Annotated in this window: 19 protein-coding genes; 7 read left to right on the forward strand and 12 right to left on the reverse strand. The window is 57.4% G+C overall.

What is annotated here, in order from left to right:
- Positions 1–74: 74 nt before the first annotated feature.
- From tssC to tssA, 3 genes are all read right to left on the reverse strand, one after another.
- On the reverse strand, positions 75–1571 hold the full coding sequence (tssC, locus tag ACR0DX_RS17820; protein WP_170356374.1) for a type VI secretion system contractile sheath large subunit: 1497 nt from the start codon (positions 1569–1571) through the stop codon (positions 75–77).
- 3 nt (positions 1572–1574) lie between these two features.
- The gene (gene tssB, locus ACR0DX_RS17825; protein ID WP_170356373.1) at positions 1575–2090 is read right to left on the reverse strand and encodes a type VI secretion system contractile sheath small subunit; all 516 of its coding nucleotides are present in this window, start codon (positions 2088–2090) and stop codon (positions 1575–1577) included.
- A 67-nt stretch (positions 2091–2157) separates the two neighbouring features.
- On the reverse strand, positions 2158–3204 hold the full coding sequence (gene tssA, locus ACR0DX_RS17830; RefSeq protein ID WP_170356372.1) for a type VI secretion system protein TssA: 1047 nt from the start codon (positions 3202–3204) through the stop codon (positions 2158–2160).
- Between the two features lie 97 nt (positions 3205–3301).
- Between tssA and ACR0DX_RS17835 the strand changes: the two genes are divergently transcribed.
- Genes ACR0DX_RS17835 through ACR0DX_RS17855 form a run of 5 tightly spaced genes read left to right on the forward strand, consistent with a single transcriptional unit; the run spans position 3302 to position 6846 of the window.
- Positions 3302–4003, forward strand: a complete 702-nt coding sequence (locus ACR0DX_RS17835; protein WP_480846925.1) for a hypothetical protein — start codon at positions 3302–3304, stop codon at positions 4001–4003.
- 3 nt (positions 4004–4006) lie between these two features.
- A complete protein-coding gene (locus tag ACR0DX_RS17840; protein WP_170356371.1) occupies positions 4007–4627 on the forward strand; it encodes a MotA/TolQ/ExbB proton channel family protein in 621 nt (206 codons plus the stop codon).
- Positions 4628–4637: 10 nt separating this feature from the next.
- Positions 4638–5066 carry an ExbD/TolR family protein gene (locus tag ACR0DX_RS17845; protein WP_170356370.1) on the forward strand — a complete coding sequence of 143 codons (429 nt, stop codon included), beginning with the start codon at positions 4638–4640 and terminating at the stop codon, positions 5064–5066.
- The gene (locus ACR0DX_RS17850; protein WP_170356369.1) at positions 5063–5473 is read left to right on the forward strand and encodes an ExbD/TolR family protein; all 411 of its coding nucleotides are present in this window, start codon (positions 5063–5065) and stop codon (positions 5471–5473) included. The genes ACR0DX_RS17845 and ACR0DX_RS17850 overlap by 4 nt, the downstream gene beginning before the upstream one ends.
- On the forward strand, positions 5470–6846 hold the full coding sequence (locus ACR0DX_RS17855) for a DUF4384 domain-containing protein (protein ID WP_170356368.1): 1377 nt from the start codon (positions 5470–5472) through the stop codon (positions 6844–6846). Before ACR0DX_RS17850 ends, ACR0DX_RS17855 begins: the two co-directional genes overlap by 4 nt.
- 81 nt (positions 6847–6927) lie before the next feature.
- On the opposite strand, the gene ACR0DX_RS17860 is transcribed toward ACR0DX_RS17855, so the two are convergent.
- The 9 genes from ACR0DX_RS17860 to ACR0DX_RS17900 form a co-directional block, all read right to left on the reverse strand.
- Positions 6928–7296 carry a nitrile hydratase accessory protein gene (locus ACR0DX_RS17860; RefSeq protein ID WP_170356367.1) on the reverse strand — a complete coding sequence of 123 codons (369 nt, stop codon included), beginning with the start codon at positions 7294–7296 and terminating at the stop codon, positions 6928–6930.
- Entirely contained in the window at positions 7289–7951 is a 663-nt protein-coding gene (gene nthB, locus ACR0DX_RS17865; protein ID WP_170356366.1) for a nitrile hydratase subunit beta, read from the reverse strand. Before nthB ends, ACR0DX_RS17860 begins: the two co-directional genes overlap by 8 nt.
- Before the next feature lie 9 nt (positions 7952–7960).
- Complete coding sequence (gene nthA / locus ACR0DX_RS17870) at positions 7961–8548, reverse strand: nitrile hydratase subunit alpha (RefSeq protein ID WP_170356365.1); 588 nt, start codon at positions 8546–8548, stop codon at positions 7961–7963.
- Between the two features lie 7 nt (positions 8549–8555).
- Positions 8556–9341 (reverse strand): ABC transporter permease, encoded by a 786-nt coding sequence (locus tag ACR0DX_RS17875; RefSeq protein ID WP_170356364.1) that lies wholly within the window; start codon positions 9339–9341, stop codon positions 8556–8558.
- Positions 9338–10177: an ABC transporter permease gene (locus ACR0DX_RS17880; protein ID WP_170724812.1), complete on the reverse strand. Its 840-nt coding sequence runs from the start codon at positions 10175–10177 to the stop codon at positions 9338–9340. The genes ACR0DX_RS17875 and ACR0DX_RS17880 overlap by 4 nt, the downstream gene beginning before the upstream one ends.
- 9 nt (positions 10178–10186) lie before the next feature.
- Positions 10187–11245 carry an ABC transporter ATP-binding protein gene (locus ACR0DX_RS17885; RefSeq protein WP_170356362.1) on the reverse strand — a complete coding sequence of 353 codons (1059 nt, stop codon included), beginning with the start codon at positions 11243–11245 and terminating at the stop codon, positions 10187–10189.
- 72 nt (positions 11246–11317) lie between these two features.
- The gene (locus ACR0DX_RS17890; protein WP_170724813.1) at positions 11318–12394 is read right to left on the reverse strand and encodes an extracellular solute-binding protein; all 1077 of its coding nucleotides are present in this window, start codon (positions 12392–12394) and stop codon (positions 11318–11320) included.
- A gap of 22 nt (positions 12395–12416) precedes the next feature.
- Positions 12417–13379 carry an agmatinase gene (gene speB, locus ACR0DX_RS17895; protein ID WP_170356360.1) on the reverse strand — a complete coding sequence of 321 codons (963 nt, stop codon included), beginning with the start codon at positions 13377–13379 and terminating at the stop codon, positions 12417–12419.
- A gap of 93 nt (positions 13380–13472) precedes the next feature.
- Complete coding sequence (locus ACR0DX_RS17900; RefSeq protein WP_170356359.1) at positions 13473–14381, reverse strand: LysR family transcriptional regulator; 909 nt, start codon at positions 14379–14381, stop codon at positions 13473–13475.
- A gap of 130 nt (positions 14382–14511) precedes the next feature.
- Between ACR0DX_RS17900 and ACR0DX_RS17905 the strand changes: the two genes are divergently transcribed.
- On the forward strand, positions 14512–15294 hold the full coding sequence (locus tag ACR0DX_RS17905) for a carbon-nitrogen hydrolase family protein (RefSeq protein WP_170356358.1): 783 nt from the start codon (positions 14512–14514) through the stop codon (positions 15292–15294).
- A gap of 15 nt (positions 15295–15309) precedes the next feature.
- The gene (locus ACR0DX_RS17910; RefSeq protein WP_170356357.1) at positions 15310–16968 is read left to right on the forward strand and encodes an amidohydrolase; all 1659 of its coding nucleotides are present in this window, start codon (positions 15310–15312) and stop codon (positions 16966–16968) included.
- Position 16969: the final 1 nt, after the last annotated feature.

Consider the following 16969-nt stretch of genomic DNA (forward strand, 5'->3'; position numbering starts at 1 on the left):
AGAGATGACTCTGAGATATTCGAGGTTTGATTCGGCGGCAGTGAACCACTTCACTCGCCGCCGAAGTTTTTGATTTAACCTGCTTTTTCTGATGGCAACTTTGATACCAGTCGCAGAGATACGGACAGCCCCTCAAGCTGGTAATGCGGTCGTAGGAAGAACTTGGACGTGTAATATCCAGGGTTCCCTTCGACATCTTCAACCACAACCTCGGCCGAGGCCAGTGGCTTGCGCGCCTTCTCGGCTTCGGCGGAAATGTCGGCGTTGAAGTCAACATATTGGTTGATCCAGTCCTGCAACCAGCTTTCCATGTCCTGACGGCTTTTGAACGACCCGACTTTGTCGCGCACCATACATTTCAGGTAATGCGCAAAACGGCAGGTCGCGAACAGATACGGTAGGCGCGCGGCAAGGTTTGCGTTGGCGCTTGCATCCGGATCATCATATTCCGCAGGCTTGTGCAGCGATTGCGCGCCGATAAACGTCGCCGAGTCGCTGTTCTTACGGTGGATCAGGGGCATCATGCCGTTCTTGGCCAGTTCAGCCTCGCGACGGTCCGAGATTGCAATCTCGGTCGGGCACTTCATATCCACGCCGCCATCGTCGGTTGGGAAGGTATGCGCGGGTAGGCCTTCGACCGTACCGCCGCTTTCCACACCGCGAATCCGCGAGCACCAGCCATATTCCTTGAACGACCGGTTGATGTTGACCGCCATGCCATAGGCCGCGTTCACCCAGCTATAGCTGTCGCTGTTGGCACCGCTTGTGTCTTCCTCAAACGCAAATGCCTCAACCGGTTCGGTTTTGGAACCGTAAGGCAAACGCCCCAAGAAGCGCGGCATCGCCAGACCGACATATTTGGAATCCTCGCTTTCCCGCAAGGAGCGCCATGCGGCGTATTCCGGCGTCTGGAAGATCTTGGTCAGATCGCGCGGGTTGGCCAGTTCCGACCAGCTGTCCATCTGGAACAGGCTGGGCTTGGCCCCGGTGATCAGAGGGGCATGGGCCGCGGCGGCGATCTTGGACATCTCGCCCAGCAGCTCAATATCCTGCGGGCTGTGGTCGAAATGGTAATCCGCCACAAGTGAGCCATAGGGTTCGCCCCCGAACTGGCCGAATTCTTCTTCATAGAGTTTCTTGAAGATCGGCGACTGATCCCATGCGGTCCCTTTGAATTTGCGCAGGGTCTTGTGCATGTCTTTCTTCGAGATGTTCATCACGCGGATTTTCAGCATCTCGTCGGTTTCGGTGTTGTTCACCAGATAATGCAGGCCGCGCCACGCGCTTTCCATCTGTTGGAATTCTTCGTGGTGCAAGATCAAGTTGACCTGTTCGGTCAGTTTCTTGTCGATCTCGGCAATGATCCCTTCGATCGAGCGCAAAGCGTCGTCCGAAATCAGGCCGGTATTGGCCAGCGCCTGTTCGGCCAGCGTCTTAACCGCGCTTTCGACAGCGGTTTTCGCCTGATCCGATTTCGGACGGAATTCCTTGGTCAGCAGCGCTTCGAATTCTGAGGATCCAAACGCTGTGGCGCCTTCGGCGGCTTCTACATTGGCTTCTTGATCGGCCATCTTTTATTCCTCCTCGGCAGCGTCGCCGCCCGGTTTGGGCTGGGCTGCAAGTGTTTTCAGCAGGCTGGGGTCCTGCATGATTTTCGAAATCAGATCCTCGGCCCCGGTTTTGCCATCCATGTACGTCATCAGGTTGGACAGCTGCGTCCGCGCATCCAGCAGCTCTTTCAGCGGAGCAACCTTGGCGGCGATAGCAGCAGGGCTGAAATCGTCCATGCTTTCGAAAGTGATATCCACCGCCAAATTACCTTCACCGGTCAGCGTGTTCGGCACGGTAAACGCTGCACGCGGCGCCATCGACTTCATCCGGTCATCGAAATTGTCGACGTCGATCTCCAGGAATTTCCGGTCAGCGACGGCAGGCTGTTCCACCTCGGACTTACCGGCCAAATCGCTCATGACGCCCATAACGAAGGGCAGCTGCACCTTTTTCTCGGCTCCGTAAAGCTCCACATCATATTCGATCTGAACCCTCGGAGCCCTGTTCCGAGCTATGAATTTTTGTGAACTGTCAGCCATCTGTTGCTCCTCGATTCATCCGTCAGTTTTTTGTTTCGGTCCCCGCCCCGGCGCTGCCGGGTGCGGATTAAAATCCATCGTCATCATCATCTTTCAGGCCGCCAATCTGGCGTACTTCGTCCAGACCTTCCTTGGCCATGTCCTCGATGATCGTAAGAAAGTCGGCATTGACCAAGCGCTTGGCCCGCTCCAGCAAAATGGGAAGCGGGCTGGATGGCTCGCACCGCGCATAGTAGTCCATAATGCGATCCAGCATCCGGGTCACATCGTCGGGCGAATTGATCGCACCACCGCCCGCAGGTGCCGGCGCTGCCGCACCACCAGTCGGGGCCACAGAAGGCGCTGAAACGCTTGCATCTACCATGTCATCGGCAGAAATCTCACCAACATCGGCATATTGTGCCAGTGCTTGCTTGATGCTCTTGAGCGCTACAATCAAAGGATCCAGATCGGGGCCTTCGCCTGGCGTCTTGTCCGAGAACACAGCGTCAATCGCGCTGGCATCCTCTAGCGCTGACGAAACCGCATCGGCATTTGCAGACAGCACCTCATCATCGGTGTCTTTGAAAGCTGCAGCAACGCTGTTGGCGTCCGGGATGTCGTCCAGATCGGCGGGCATATTGATCCGACCATCCACAACGTCCAAGTGACGCAGAGTCATGCGCCCAAACATACGGCTGTCCGTCAGACCCGTGCGACGCAGCGCTTTTACCATGCGATCCGACGAAGCCAGACCACGCACCGCGTTGATCCGCATTGTCGCATCGCCATCATCTTCGTCCAGCTCGGGGTGACATGTCTCCCAGAAATCTTCGAGCAGGGATTTGATATAATTCAGAGAGGTCGCAAATGCAGGCAGGCCCTTGGTGTGCAATACGGCCTCGGCCAGATAAACTGCGGCACGCAGGTCGTGGCTTTGCTCCATGATCGCCAGCGCTTTGGACTCGACATCGCCCCAGTCCTGTTCTTCGGCAGCGACGACCTCGTCACCCATTTGCCGTTCTTCGCCGGGCTGCGCGGCTATTTCCAGATCGGTAAACGCCGGATCATATTCCAGGTTTTCGCCGCTCGGCTGGTCTTCGTTTCTGGGCTCCAGATAAGACGATAAATTCATACTCTCCCCAATAACGTGGCGGTTGAGAACCGCTTTTTCGTTTGTTGGCACCGCTTAACGTGATGTTCCCGACTACCAATATGAACTATTTCACAGAGTGACAAAACTTGCACACATTTCACGTTTTAAGCCCAGTCATTGTGTTGAATCAGCCGCACACCCGGCACAAAGTCAAACCTTAAAAATACGTTTTTTTTACGACATTGCTTGGCTGCTACGGTGGGCAACAGCGATTTTTCTTTTGGCTGACAGATTTAGATGTAGTTGCAATGTATTTTTTTCTTCTTGCCTGCGGTTCAATGCTGCAATGATTGCTCAAAGTCGGACGACGCGGTGTTTCGGAACTACGGCGCAAGGCCGCCAATCGGGAATGGGGAGAAGAATGAGAACAAGACTTATTGCAGCCATCGCGCTTTCATGTGCAGCTTTAATGGCGCAGGCGGACGAAAGCAGGCTTTCAATCGAGCTTAACAAATTCGAACCCGGCGAAGCAGGAGGCTGCCGCGCATTTTTTCTTTTTCGCAATCAGACAGACAATAGTTTCGAAGAATTTGAAATGTCGCTTGCGATCCTTGATAAAGATGGCGTGATAGACCGGCTTCTGTCGATTGACGCCGCCCCTCTGCCCGTTCAGCGGACCACTCTGAAACTGTTCGAAATCCCCGAAATTGAGTGCTCGGATATTTCTGAAATTCTGCTGCACGACCTGCCTGCATGCAAACCGCAGAATTCCGACCCTGTCGATTGCTTCCCGCTTCTGGCGCTGGACAGCAAGACCGCTGCCAATCTGGCGCAATAAGTCATGCCGGGCTTGGAAAACTTGGGCACCGGAGGCCCAATCATCGCCATTCTGGGGCTGCTATCCCTGCTGTCTCTGACCGTAATCGTCGTCAAAGTGATTAAACTGGCCCCTGTCAATTCGGGCGGACCAGTAAGGGACGCAGCTTTTGTTCAATGGTCCAAGGGCGAACGGCAAGCAGCGCATCAGGCTGTCGCTGCGGGCAAATCCCCAGCGGACAGGGTGTGTGCCTACGCGATGCAGGGGCTTATCGACGGCTTCAAAGGCCCCGCCTTAATGGCCGAGCTGACACGGCGCGGAAATTTGGAATTTGCCACAATGAACAGCTGGATTCGCGTGCTGGAATTGATTGCAATGATCTCACCCCTGCTGGGTTTGCTAGGTACAGTGACCGGCATGATCCAGTCTTTTCAAGAGCTTGAGCTGGCACAGGGCGCTGCCAACGCCTCGGTTCTGGCAGGTGGTATCTGGCAAGCACTTTTGACGACTGCAGCAGGGTTAGTGGTCGCCATTCCAGCCGCGATTGGGGCTTCGTTACTGTCAGGGCGGGCCGAAGCCGGCGCGCAATCCATCGAAAACGCAGTCGGCCAACTCATGGTATTGGAGGAGCGCGGCGCGCATTAGGAAGGTGTCGATGGACAGCGATCTCAGCCTGAACAGACGCAAGCCAACCCGGCCATTGATCTCGCTGGTGCCGATGATCGACGTCATGTTGATCTTGCTGGTGTTCTTCATGGTTACGTCGACGTATTTGAACCTCGACATGATCCCGGCGCTGGCGCAACGCGACAGCCCCGCACAAGGGACGACCGGAGAGGGCACAGCTGAAACGTTACTGATCCGCATAGGCACGGACGGAGCCCCGTTTCATCAGGGCCAAGCGGTATCGCATGATGACTTGTCCGACCTATTGACCCGACGACTAAGCCGAGACCCCGGTCTTCAGGTCATCGTGCTGCCTACCGGAGGGGCCAGGCTACAATCTCTTGTATCGGTCATGGATACAGTCACCCAGGCCGGGACCGTGAACATGCGCGTGGTTCGACTGGAGGCTAGTCCGTGAAAATCACCCGCCCTGCCCCACGCCACCACCCCGAAACGATCATTGCCTTGATCGACGTTGTGTTCTTTTTGCTGGTCTTCTTCATGCTGATCGGTCGTATGGATGCCACGGCACCCTTTGACGTGGCTCCGCCTGTCGCGGTGACCGGCGCGGACATGCCCGCAGGCGGCATCACAATCTCGGTGGCAGCAGATGGCACAATCGCATTGGACGGTGAGACCGTAGCGCAGGAAGACATCGAGCGTCGCGTTCAGTCGTTGCTGTTGGCCCAACCAGACATTCTGATCCGCATCAATGCGCATCGCGAAGCAACGTTGCGATCAATCCTGCCCCGTATTGCTCAGTTTGAGGCTATGGGCGCCCGCGATGTGGTGTTGGTCGTAACCCCTCCGGGACCGGCGCAATGATCCGGGGGGCCGTCTTATGGGGTATCGGGCTGATCGTTTCACTCGCCCTGCATGTCGGAGGCGCCATCGCCCTGATTTGGAGCGTCGAACCCGAACCGGTTGTTGAACAGCCGGTTCCCGAAACACAAATGCAGCTTTCGGCCCACCAAGTAAAAAAAAGCGAGGCCGTTGAATCCCAACCAGACTCAGAAACCGCTCAAACCGAGGACGCCTCGGGCGCTCAGCTGGGCCAAAGCACGATCCGACAGTCAACAGCGACTGCCGCTCAGCTTCCCCAGCAGCTAGTTGCAGTGACTATTCCGAACACCGATACATTGTCGGCGTCTGAGGCAACGCTCGACCCCGCGCAGCCCGTTTCCGCCACATCTCAGCCACTGCAGGCGACGGCATTACCCGCATCGCAGTTGGTCTCTGCTGCGGTACAGGCCAATCCGGTCTCATTGAAACAACCGCTGGCGCAAACCGTGCCTCCGGCGCAACCCACTGCGGACGTCTCGCAATCCGTGCAACTCCAACCCGTCGTCCTGACACAAACGGTTCCCGACATCCCGCAAACTGCCGCATCCGAGGTGTTTTCAACCTCTGGCGAAGGACCGATAGACCCGGTCTCATTGGCCGCGATCCAAAGCTTTATGCAGCCGGAAGATGCCGGAAAATCGGCCGAAAATCTGCGCGACGGGATCGATGGGCTTTTGGCTCAAGTACCCTGCGCACGGCTGCAGGTTCAGTTTCAGCCAGACACAAACACTTTGCAGCTTATTGGACATATCCCCGAGGATGGATTGCGTAACCCGGTTCTGGCCGCCCTTCAGACGCAGATGGGTACCAACATTCAGGTCGAGGACAAGTTGCGCATCCTGCCCCGCCCGCAATGCGGCGCACTCAGCGGAATAGCCGATATTGGCTTGCCGCAATCAACGGACCAGATCACCAATCCACTATTGATCGGGGAAGACATTCATGCGCGCGCGTTTCGCTATGTGAACGGTCAACAACTGGTTCTTGACCTGACCGGAGCAGACTACGACGCATACGTCTATGTCGACTACTTTGATGCCCAAGGGCAAGTCATCCATTTGCGACCGAATGCATCGACCCCGATGCAGCCGACACTGGCAAAGTCCGCATTTCGCGTGGGCGCGGCCGCGCCGGGTCATCCCGGCCTTTTCATCACGATAGGTCCACCTTACGGACAGGAAATCGCCGTCGCCTTTGCTGCGTCAGATCCGCTATACCAAGAGGATCGCCCACTAATCGAACCGGCCGATGCTTACCTTAAGTTCCTCAAATCTCGCGTCGCCGAAGCTCGGGACGTGAACCCCGACTTCAAAGGAGAGTGGGTCTATTTCTTTATCACCACAGCCGAGCGTTAGAGACGCATCAAATCCGTGATCTAAGCAGAAGGAGCTGCTGCCTTTACCCCGATGCTAATCCCGAACGTTGGACCTTTGGATCTACGCAGACTGTGCCGCTCTGATCTTGGCCACTGTTTGCTGAATATCCAAAATTCTGTTTTCCAATTCCGGTGCATTCAGAGAACCCTCACTGGTCAAGGTATCTTCTACAGCGCGCAGCCAGCAATCGAAGTAAGCCGTTTCCACGGCCCGTGCCGTACCCGCGCTGTTGCGCCTTTCCATTTCAGTGATCAGGGCCGCAAGGCGGGATTGAAACGTCGTCCAAGGGAAATGCCCTTGTTGGACCATGGCCACGACAAGAGCAAATATCCGAGTCTGCCATGGAGCAAGGAACAAAGGGCCGCTTTCATCCAGCCCGGGGATCGAGCGACGGACGTTTTGCAACGCCACGTCATGGGCGTCACACATCGTCAAGATAACTCTCCCAAAGATCAAGACAGACGTAACCATTGGCGTCTGCAGCACTGCCCCACAAATCCTTGGACGAAAATTCGACCGTATAGCAATGCTGAGGATCAGGGCCTTGCCCGCTTGCCATCGAGTCGGCGAACTGAAACACCCCCATATCGGCGATGACCTTCCCGACGTGGTTGCGCACATAACGAGGCACCCGCGTGTGACCAACGGGATTGTTGGCCAGAACGCGCACTGACTGACCGATGGCAAAGCGTGGCGTGGCGGTGGTTGGGGGGAATGTCATCTCGGCCCCTGCCTTGGTGGCCGCCAGTATGTCAGCCGGACTGACCGCCGGATGATCACCCTGCGGGATATCGAACCGTTTCAGACCCGACGCGACTTCCTGGGGGTCAACCAGACCCGCAGCTTGTACCAGCGCAGTCGCGGCCACGGTCCATTTTTCAAAGTAATCCAGCCGCAGGTAATCCGCGGGGGCAATCCGTTCGATTGCCGCGCGGTGTTCATCGGCGCAGAAAGGCACAGACCACGCCAAAGCCTCGGTCAGGGCAAAAGCGCGCTTTTGCCAATCGTGATCAAAGGCCCGATCCTGATCGCAGGGAACCGGTCCAAACCCGTGCATCCCGCCCATATCATGAATGCCGTCCATACCCTGCCCCTAAACCAAAGCCGTGCCGATCATGCCGTTGCGGGTGACACGATCAGCCAGTTCTGCCGTGGAAAGCCCCTCGGTCCCGTCGGGGCGGCGTGGCAGAACCAGATAGCGGATCTCGGCCGTGCTGTCCCAAACCTTGATCTGCACCTCTTCGGGCAGGCTGACACCAAACTCCGCCAGAACCGCACGAGGTTCACGCACCACACGCGACCGGTAGGCGGGGCTTTTGTACCATGTGGGCGGCAGGCCTAAAACCGGCCACGGATAGCAGGAACACAAGGTGCAAACGATGACGTTGTGAACCGCGTCCGTGTTTTCGACCACCCGGATATGTTCGCCCTGGAACCCGCTGAACCCCATCGCATTGATCGCCGCGGACCCGTCGCGCAGTAGCCAGTCTTTATATTCCGAATCCGTCCACGCACGCGCCACTACAGCCGCGCCGTTGCGCGGGCCGGTTTCGCGCTCATAATATTGAACGATGCTGTCCAGCGTTTCGGGTTTGACCAACCCCTTGGCCACCATCAGCTCCTCCAGCGCGCGCACGCGCAGGGCGGGGCCTTCTTCCAGTGGATCGTGATCATGGGGCATGGGTCGGTTACTCCATCGCGCCGAGAATACGAGCCAAGTTTGAAAGCCGCGCGATCAGGGCGAAAATCACGATATTTATCACCATGAAGATCACCGCAATCGACGCAATAACCGGCGTGTAGCCATAGCGCAGGGCGTTGAAAATCTTGATCGGCAGTGTCTCGACCGAGAAGCCCACGGTCATAAGCGCGATGATGTATTCATTCAGGCTGAGGACAAAGCAGAACGCAAACCCCGCAAAGGCAAAGGGGGCGGCAATCGGCAGGATCACCGTGCGGAAGACAACGGCGTTTGAGGCGCCCATGGTCTGGCTGGCCTCGATCAGCGCATGATCGACGCTTTCCAAACCCAGCGAGATCGTCACCAAAGGCAGGGCCAGCAGGAAAACCGCATGGGCAATGATGACGTTGATCATCAGCCCGTTCAGCCCAATCCCGGTGAAGAACAACAGGAAGGCCAGCGCCATGATGACGGGCGGCAGGATAAACGGTGCTACCCCAAGCGCCAGCAGCGCCTTGGCATAGCGCAGTCCATAGCGCCACGCGAAATAGGCCACCGGCATCGCGATCAGAACCGAAAGGCTGGCCGAGGCGAAGGCGATGAACAAAGAGTTTTTCAGCGCAGTAAACCAATCATTCGCCACAAAAACCTCGGCATACCAGCGGAAGGAAAAGCCGCGCGGCGGGAAGGCCAGAAACTTTTTGGCGTTGAAGGAAACGGCTGCAATCACAAGGATCGGCCCGATCAGATACAGCGCGAACAGCGCCAGATAGATACTGCGCAGCGCTCTCATGCCTTTTTCCCCGAGAATTTCGTGACCAGCCAGATCACCGTCGCGCTGAGGGTCAGCAACACCACCGCCAGCGCTGAGGCAAAGGGCATATTGAAATTGAATATCGCCTGATCCGTAATCAGCACTGACAGCGTCCAGTGTTCGGGCTTGCCCAGAACCTGCGGCACGATAATGGCCCCCAGCGTCAGCACAAATACCGTGACCCCGCCCGAGATGATCGCAGGCCGCGTAACGGGAATGATCACCGTGAAAAACGTCCGCAAAGGCGAGGCCCCAAGCGTTCGCGATGCCTCGATCAAGCTTTTGTCCAACCGGCTGAGCGCGGGAAACAGCAGCAGTACTGAAAACGGCACGGTCAGATAGACCAGCGCGGCGACTACTGCGCCTGCCGAGGGGGTCATGGCAAAGCTTTTCTCAATCAACCCGATCCAGACAAGTATGTTGGCCACCCCTGCGGTGCGGGACAAAAGGATTTGCCAGCTGAAGGCGATCAGCACTTCGGACAGGGACAGCTGCGCCAGAATGTAGATCAACCAAAAAGTCTGCGAGCGCGGAGGGAAAGTGGTCAGGAAATAGGTGAAGGGATACGCGATCAACAGGCTCAGCACTGCGATCAGCGCGCACAGACCCGCCGAAAACAGCGCCCGTTCGATATAGAACCAGGTCAGAAATCGTTCAAAATGCTGGAGGTCAAAGCTGGTGGCATAACCTCCGTCATCGGTAGGCGTGGACACGCTGGTCAGCAGGATCAGGACAAAGGGGATCACAAAAAACGCCCCGATCATCACCGAGGACGGGATCAGCCCGATATAGCGGGAAAGCGCGCTTGTCTGCATTTCGCCCTCCTATACCGCCAACACGCTGCAGGCCGCAGCAGGCATTTCAACATGGACCTGATCACCCACTTTCACATTGGGCCAGTCCTTTGGTGTAAGGACCGAGATCACCTCATGCCCGGCGCAATCCACCAAAATCTCGATCGTGGCGCCGATATCGCGCACGAATGTCACCGTACCGGTGATTGAGTTGGCCACATCCACGTCCGAGGGATGATGCACGAACACCTCTTCGGGGCGGGTCATCAGCAGAACGTCATCGCCCTTGGTGAAGGTTCCAGTGTTGCCGTCCACCGTCAGATCGACCCCGTTCACATGTACACGGTCAGGCCCTGACATCTTGGCAGTCAGCAGGTTGCTGGTGCCGATGAAACCGGCCACGAATTTGTCGACCGGGGTCTTGTAGATCTCCATCGGGGTGCCGGTCTGCAGCACCTGCGCCTTGCCCATGACCACGATCTGATCGGCCATCGTCATCGCCTCGGTCTGGTCATGAGTGACGACGACAGTGGTGATCCCAAGCTCTTGTTGAAGCTTGCGCAGCTCAATCTGCATGACCTCGCGCAGATTGGCATCCAGCGCCGACATCGGCTCGTCCAACAAGAAAACCTGCGGGTTCAGCGCCAAGGCCCGCGCGATCGCCACGCGCTGACGTTGACCGCCCGACAATTGCGAGATCTTGCGATCCTCTAGCCCCGGAAGGTGAACCATATCCAGCAACTGCCGCGCGCGGTCTTCGCATTCCGACCGGGAATGGCCCCGAATGCGCATCGCATAGCTGATGTTTTCACCCACATTCAGATGCGGAAACAGCGCAAAGGACTGAAACACCATGCCGATGTTGCGCTGATGGACAGGCAGGCCGGTCAGGTCCTGATCCTCGAACCGTATCGTGCCTTGCGTGGGTTCGTCCAGCCCGGCGATCATCCGCAGCAGAGTGGTCTTGCCACAGCCAGACGGACCCAGAAAACAGATCATCTCGCCGGTATTGAACTGAAGGTTCACATCTTTAACGGCCGTCACAGTGCCGAATTTCTTGGTGACGTTTTCGATGCTTAAACCTGGCATAAGGGTCTTTTCTTTCAACAAGGGAAGCGGCCCACCCCACCTGCGCGGGACGGGCCAGTGTCGTGAGTGGTGTTAGCCCGCGATCATCTGGTTCCAGGTGTCGGAAATCCAGTTGGCATGCTCTTTGTAGACATCATACCGCGGAACGATCGGAGCCTCGGGGCTGCTCACCGCGGCGAGTTCTTCGGCTGTCAGATCGGTCAGGCTCGGATCGATCACAGGAGCGGTGCCGACATTGCGCGACAACAACGCCTGCGTTTCGGGCGCCGCGATGAAGTCGATAAATGCGTGGATCTCATCCAACGGTTTGGCGTGTTCAGGCACGATCCAATAGCCCGAGTCCACGATCCCACCCTCTTTCGGGAAAGTCGAGACAACCGGGAAGCCTTCGGCAGCGGCCAGACCGGCCACGTCGTGATAATACTGGCCCATCGGAATCTCACCGTCCTGCAGCGCTTGCTGGAATGCGCCTTCGTCCTTGTACCAAAGCCGCACGTTGGGCACTACTTCGGACAGCTTGTCGAACACTTGTTGGATGCCATCTTTGGTATCAAGTATGTCCGTTCCACCAAAGAAAGTCGTCGCCGTTACCTCAAGCATGTACGAGTTCGAGGCCAGACCCAGAAGACCAATCTGATCCTTGTATGTCTCATCCCATAGCGCGGCCCAGCTGTCAGGAGCCTGCGGGATTTCGTCCGAATTGGTACACAGCGTGATATACCAAGACACCGCGCCAACACCGAACAGGTTTCCGTCGTCATATCTGTCCTGGAACGTGTCGGTCATGTTGGCAAGGTTCGGGATTTTGGAATCGTCCAATGCCTTGAACACTTTCTGATCCGCCCCTTGACTACGCGGAATACCCGCCATCAGCGACACATCTGCCGGGGCAGTCTTCGCGCGGGCAGCGTTCTTGATCTGCACCAGCCATGTCTCGCCGGTAGGAACGGCGACCGAGTTCACTTCGATCCCGGTGGCCTTGGTGAATTCGGGGAAGATGAACTGCTTGAAGCTGTCTTCAAAGAACCCACCATAGGTTCCAACCTTGAGCGGCTGCGCTGCCTGAACGATGGCTGGCGCGGCTAGTGTGGCAGCCCCAGTTGCGGCGGCGGTACCTAGAAATCGGCGACGTGAAAGGGTGGTTGGCATTGTGATCTCCTGTTGGTTTTGTTCAGTTGGCCCGGTTTTTGGGCAGGACGCAAAGCATTTCATAGGCCAGATTAGCCCCGATCAGCGCGGTACAGCCGCTGACATCATATTGCGGCGAGACCTCGACCAGATCGGTGCCAACAAGGTTCAGCCCGGCACAACCGCGCACGATTTCGAGCGCCTGAATATTGGTCAGCCCGCCCATTTCGACCGTCCCGGTTCCGGGCGCGTAGGCCGGGTCCAGACTGTCGATATCAAAGGTCAGGTAGGTCGGCACATCCCCGATCCGCGCGCGGATATCTTGCATCAGGGGGGTCAGGGATTTGTGCCAGCACTCCTCGGCCTGAATGACAGTAAAGCCTTGATTACGGCCCCAGTCAAAATCATCGGGCGCGTATCCCGTCCCCCGCAGACCGATCTGGAACACCTTGTCATTCTGCAACAGCCCATCTTCGACCGCACGGCGGAACGGAGTGCCATGGGCGATCTTTTCGCCAAACATTTCGTCATTCGTGTCCGAATGCGCATCCACATGGATCAAGGCCACCGGACCGTGTTTGCGGGCGATCGCGCGCAGCACCGGATAGGTCAGCGTGTGATCACCGCCCAGTGTGATCGGAACTACATCGTGGCTGAGTATCTCATCATAGGCCTCGGTGATGATGTCCATGGTTTTCTTCAGATCAAACGTGTTGATCGCCACATCACCAATATCGGCAACCTGCATCTTGGCAAAAGGTGCCGCGCCCGTGGCCATGTTGAAGGGCCGCAACATGCAGCTTTCGGCGCGGATCGCACGTGGCCCGTGACGCGTTCCCGTCCGGTTCGAGGTGCCGATATCCATCGGAATGCCCACGAAACAAGCGTCCAGCCCGGCGGCGGTTTCCTGCGCTGGCAGGCGCATCATTGTCGTGCCGCCTCCGAAACGGGGCATGTCGTTGCCACCCAAAGGCTGGTTGTAACGCGGCGCGGTCGTGTCTGGCATTATGGTTCCTGCGGCTGAGGTCATACGAAAGTCCTTCTGACCCTAATTGGCTCGGTTGGGCCAAAAAATAGCGATGCGCAAACCCTTACATTGTCATTTAACAATGTATTCCCCCTCATACATTTGTTGAAGGGTCTGGATGAACAGTCCATTTACCTTAGGTACCGCTCCGGACCGTGTGACGATCTGCATGGGACAAGAATAATCACGGCTGCTGTTGGGCAAGCGCCGCAACCGCCCCTGCTTTTCCCAACCCGAGGCCAGATGCAGCGGCAACAACCCGATATATGCCCCACTGAGGATCAGGATCAGCTGCGCTTCGATTTCTTGCGCAAAAAGGTCTCGGTCCGAGGAATGCTGGGTCTTTTGCCTTTGCTGGTTCCAGTACCCGCGGTGGACCCAAGCCTGCTGGGCAATGGCATCATCACCAAGGGCGTGTTCCGGAACCCCAAACAACGGATGAGTGTCCGAACAATAGAGTGCGTGATGTTCGCGATACAGGTCGGTCAGACTTAAGCCATTGCTTACATTGTCAAAACTACCAAACCCGATATGGTAGGTACCGTCCAGTACACCTTGCTGAATATCTTGCGGTTCGGAAATCACAAGGTCGATACGCACGGCCGGAGCAGCCTCGGTGAACTGTTTGATCGCCTGCGGCAGCTTGAATGCCTCATCGGTTGTGGTGGCGTCCACAACGGCCAGTTTTAGACGCCCAACCAGATTGCCCTTTAACTCGGCCAGATGGGTCGAATGCTGATCCAGCGAGTCCATCAGTGCCAGACCGATCTGATGCACCATCCGCCCTTTTTCAGTCAGCAGAAACCCGCGCCGCCCGCGCTGGCACAGACGCACGCCCAGACGTTCTTCAAGCGCCGTTATGTGGTTCGAGATCGTGGGCTGGCTGAGGCCCAGCTCGACCTGCGCCGCCGAGAAGCCCCGGTTCCGAACAACACTGTCGAAAACGGTCAAAAGATGGATATCTGAACCCGTGATTTTCATCCTTGCATTGAGCCAGAGAAATGTATCGTTTTGCAACGCACTATTTGCAAAATCGGGCGCGCTGAATACGGTCGCGACCGCGGGCGCTGAAAATTTGATCGAACTGCGCCGGAACATAGGGACGAGTGCCATGAAGATCGCCGCATTTCAGATGCAAGCCGGAGGCAGCACCGAGGATCGGTTAGCCCAAATCGAACAGGCCTTGCACGATTCGGATGCCGATCTGCTGGTTGCGCCCGAACTGGCCATCACCGGATACGGGCGCGGTGCAGTTCTGCGCGATCTGGCGCAACCAAAAGATGGGCCATGGGTTCAACAGTTGACGCAGGCGGTGCGTGACAGCGGCATCAGCCTTGTCGCGGGTTTCCCCGAGGCCGATGGCGACGCCCGCTATATCAGCGCCTTGATCATCAACCGTGATGACCCTGATAGTCCGCTGATCTATCGCAAGAACTGTCTGTATGGCCCCTATGAAAAAGGTATCTTCCAGACGCCCGAGCGGTCCTTGGTGATGACCACAATGGCCGGTCTGACCCTTGGTTTTCTGATCTGCTACGATATCGAATTTCCTGAAAACGTGCGTCGGTTGGCGCATGCCGGGGCGCAGGTGATCATTGTGCCAACAGCGATGGCCGAAGGCCCAGCTGGAGCGTTCATCACGCAACAGGTTGTGCCGGTGCGCGCCTTTGAAAATCAGGTCTTTGTCGTGTACGCCAACCACGCAGGCTCTGACGAAAGCTATGCCTATCAGGGTATGTCCTCGATCGTGGCCCCGGACGGTCAGCAGCTGGGTTTTGCGGGGGAAGGCGGACAGGTGATCTCGGCTTCGATTGATCCAGGTGCCTATGCCCAATCGCGCGACGAGAACCCCTATTTGTCAGACACCGTGGCGCTGAACCTAACCCACCCCTAGTTGAAAGCCGCGCGCATGACCTCTTCGCTTGCGATCGTGAATGCAGATCTGCGCACGATGGAGCCCGGTGGCCCTCGGCAGCAGGCGATATTCGTGTCGGGGGATCGGGTCGCAGCGGTTGGATCAACGGAAGAGGTCAAGGCATTATGTACCGTCGACACTCGGGTCCTCGACGCCGAGGGTGCAACGGTTCTGCCGGGCTTTGTCGAAAGCCATATGCATCTGTTTTTCGGTGCCTATTCCCTGAAGGTATTGCGGCTTGAGGCGATCACGGGCACTGCAGCACTGACCCGCGCCATTCAGGAATTTGCCGCACAAAACCCTGATGACAACCTGCTTGTGGCACAGGGTCTGGCCTATGCGAGTTTTGACGGTGGCCAAAATCCGGACCGGCATATTCTTGACGCGATATGCCCCGATCGCCCGCTGTTGCTGCAAAGCGCGGATTTTCACAACGGCTGGGCAAATACCGCGGCGCTACAGGCTGCAGATGTGTTGCGGGCGCGCGATCTGGGACCGGGTTCGCATATTGAATTGGACCCGGACGGGATCGCCACTGGCACGCTGATTGAGCCTCCGGCCGTTGCCACGATACAGGCGCTTGGCCGCCATGGTGGGCGTGAGGTTCTGGGGCTGGAGGGGATCGAACCGGCCCAAGAAGTGACGCAAGCTCAGCGCGAGGCCGACAAGGTATTGATGCGCGAAGGGCTGCAATACTGCGCCCAGCACGGTATCACGACAATCATCAATATGGACGGCAACCTGTACCAGGCCAGTCTTCTGCAAGAGATCGAAGCCGAAGGCGATCTGTGTTGCCGGCTTGAGCTACCCTATCACTTCACGCCCGGCGAACCCGTCGAAAACATCGAGATTGCCGAGCAGATGCGGCGTAAGCTGGACAGCCCGATGCTGTGGTGCAACCGGGTCAAATTTTTCATGGACGGCACGCTGGATGCGCACACCGGATACCGGGTGCGGGGTTACCCCGATACACTTGGCCACAAAAGCGCGCCGCTGCATGACCCGGCCCGATTTGCCGATCTGGCGGTGGAACTGGACAAGCGCGGGTTCCAGATCGCGGTTCATGCCATTGGGGATGGAGCCGTGCGCGTGGTGTTGGACGGTTATGAGGCCGCCCACTCTGCCAACGGCCCACAGGGTAATCGGCACCGGGTGGAACATATCGAATTGCTCGACCCTGCAGACCGGCCCCGCTTTGCCGCGCTTGATGTGGTCGCCTCGTTCATGCCGCCGCATCCGCCGGGATGCGGGGATTTCCCGCTAGAGCCTCTGGCCTCGATCATCGGCAGGGACCAATGGCCTGACGCCTATGTGTGGCGGACGCTCAAAGAGGCGGGTGCGCGTATCTGTTTCTCAAGCGATTGGCCGATTGCCGCCCTGCCACCTTTGACCGGGATCGACATCGCCTTGACCCGGCAGGTCTGGGACGCCGATCAAAAGGACGAGCGACTGAGTTTTGAAGATACCCTAGCCGCCTATACCAGCGAAGGGGCATATGCCTGCCGCCGCGATGATCAGTTCGGGCGTCTGGCCCCCGGCATGCTAGCTGATATCGTAGTTCTGGACCGGGTGCTGACGGATAGAAACGCAGGCGACACCGCCGTTGAGGCTACGATCTGCAACGGGGTCGTGACCTACATGGCGAAAAACTGAA

The organism is Ruegeria sp. D3 (assembly GCF_056534465.1).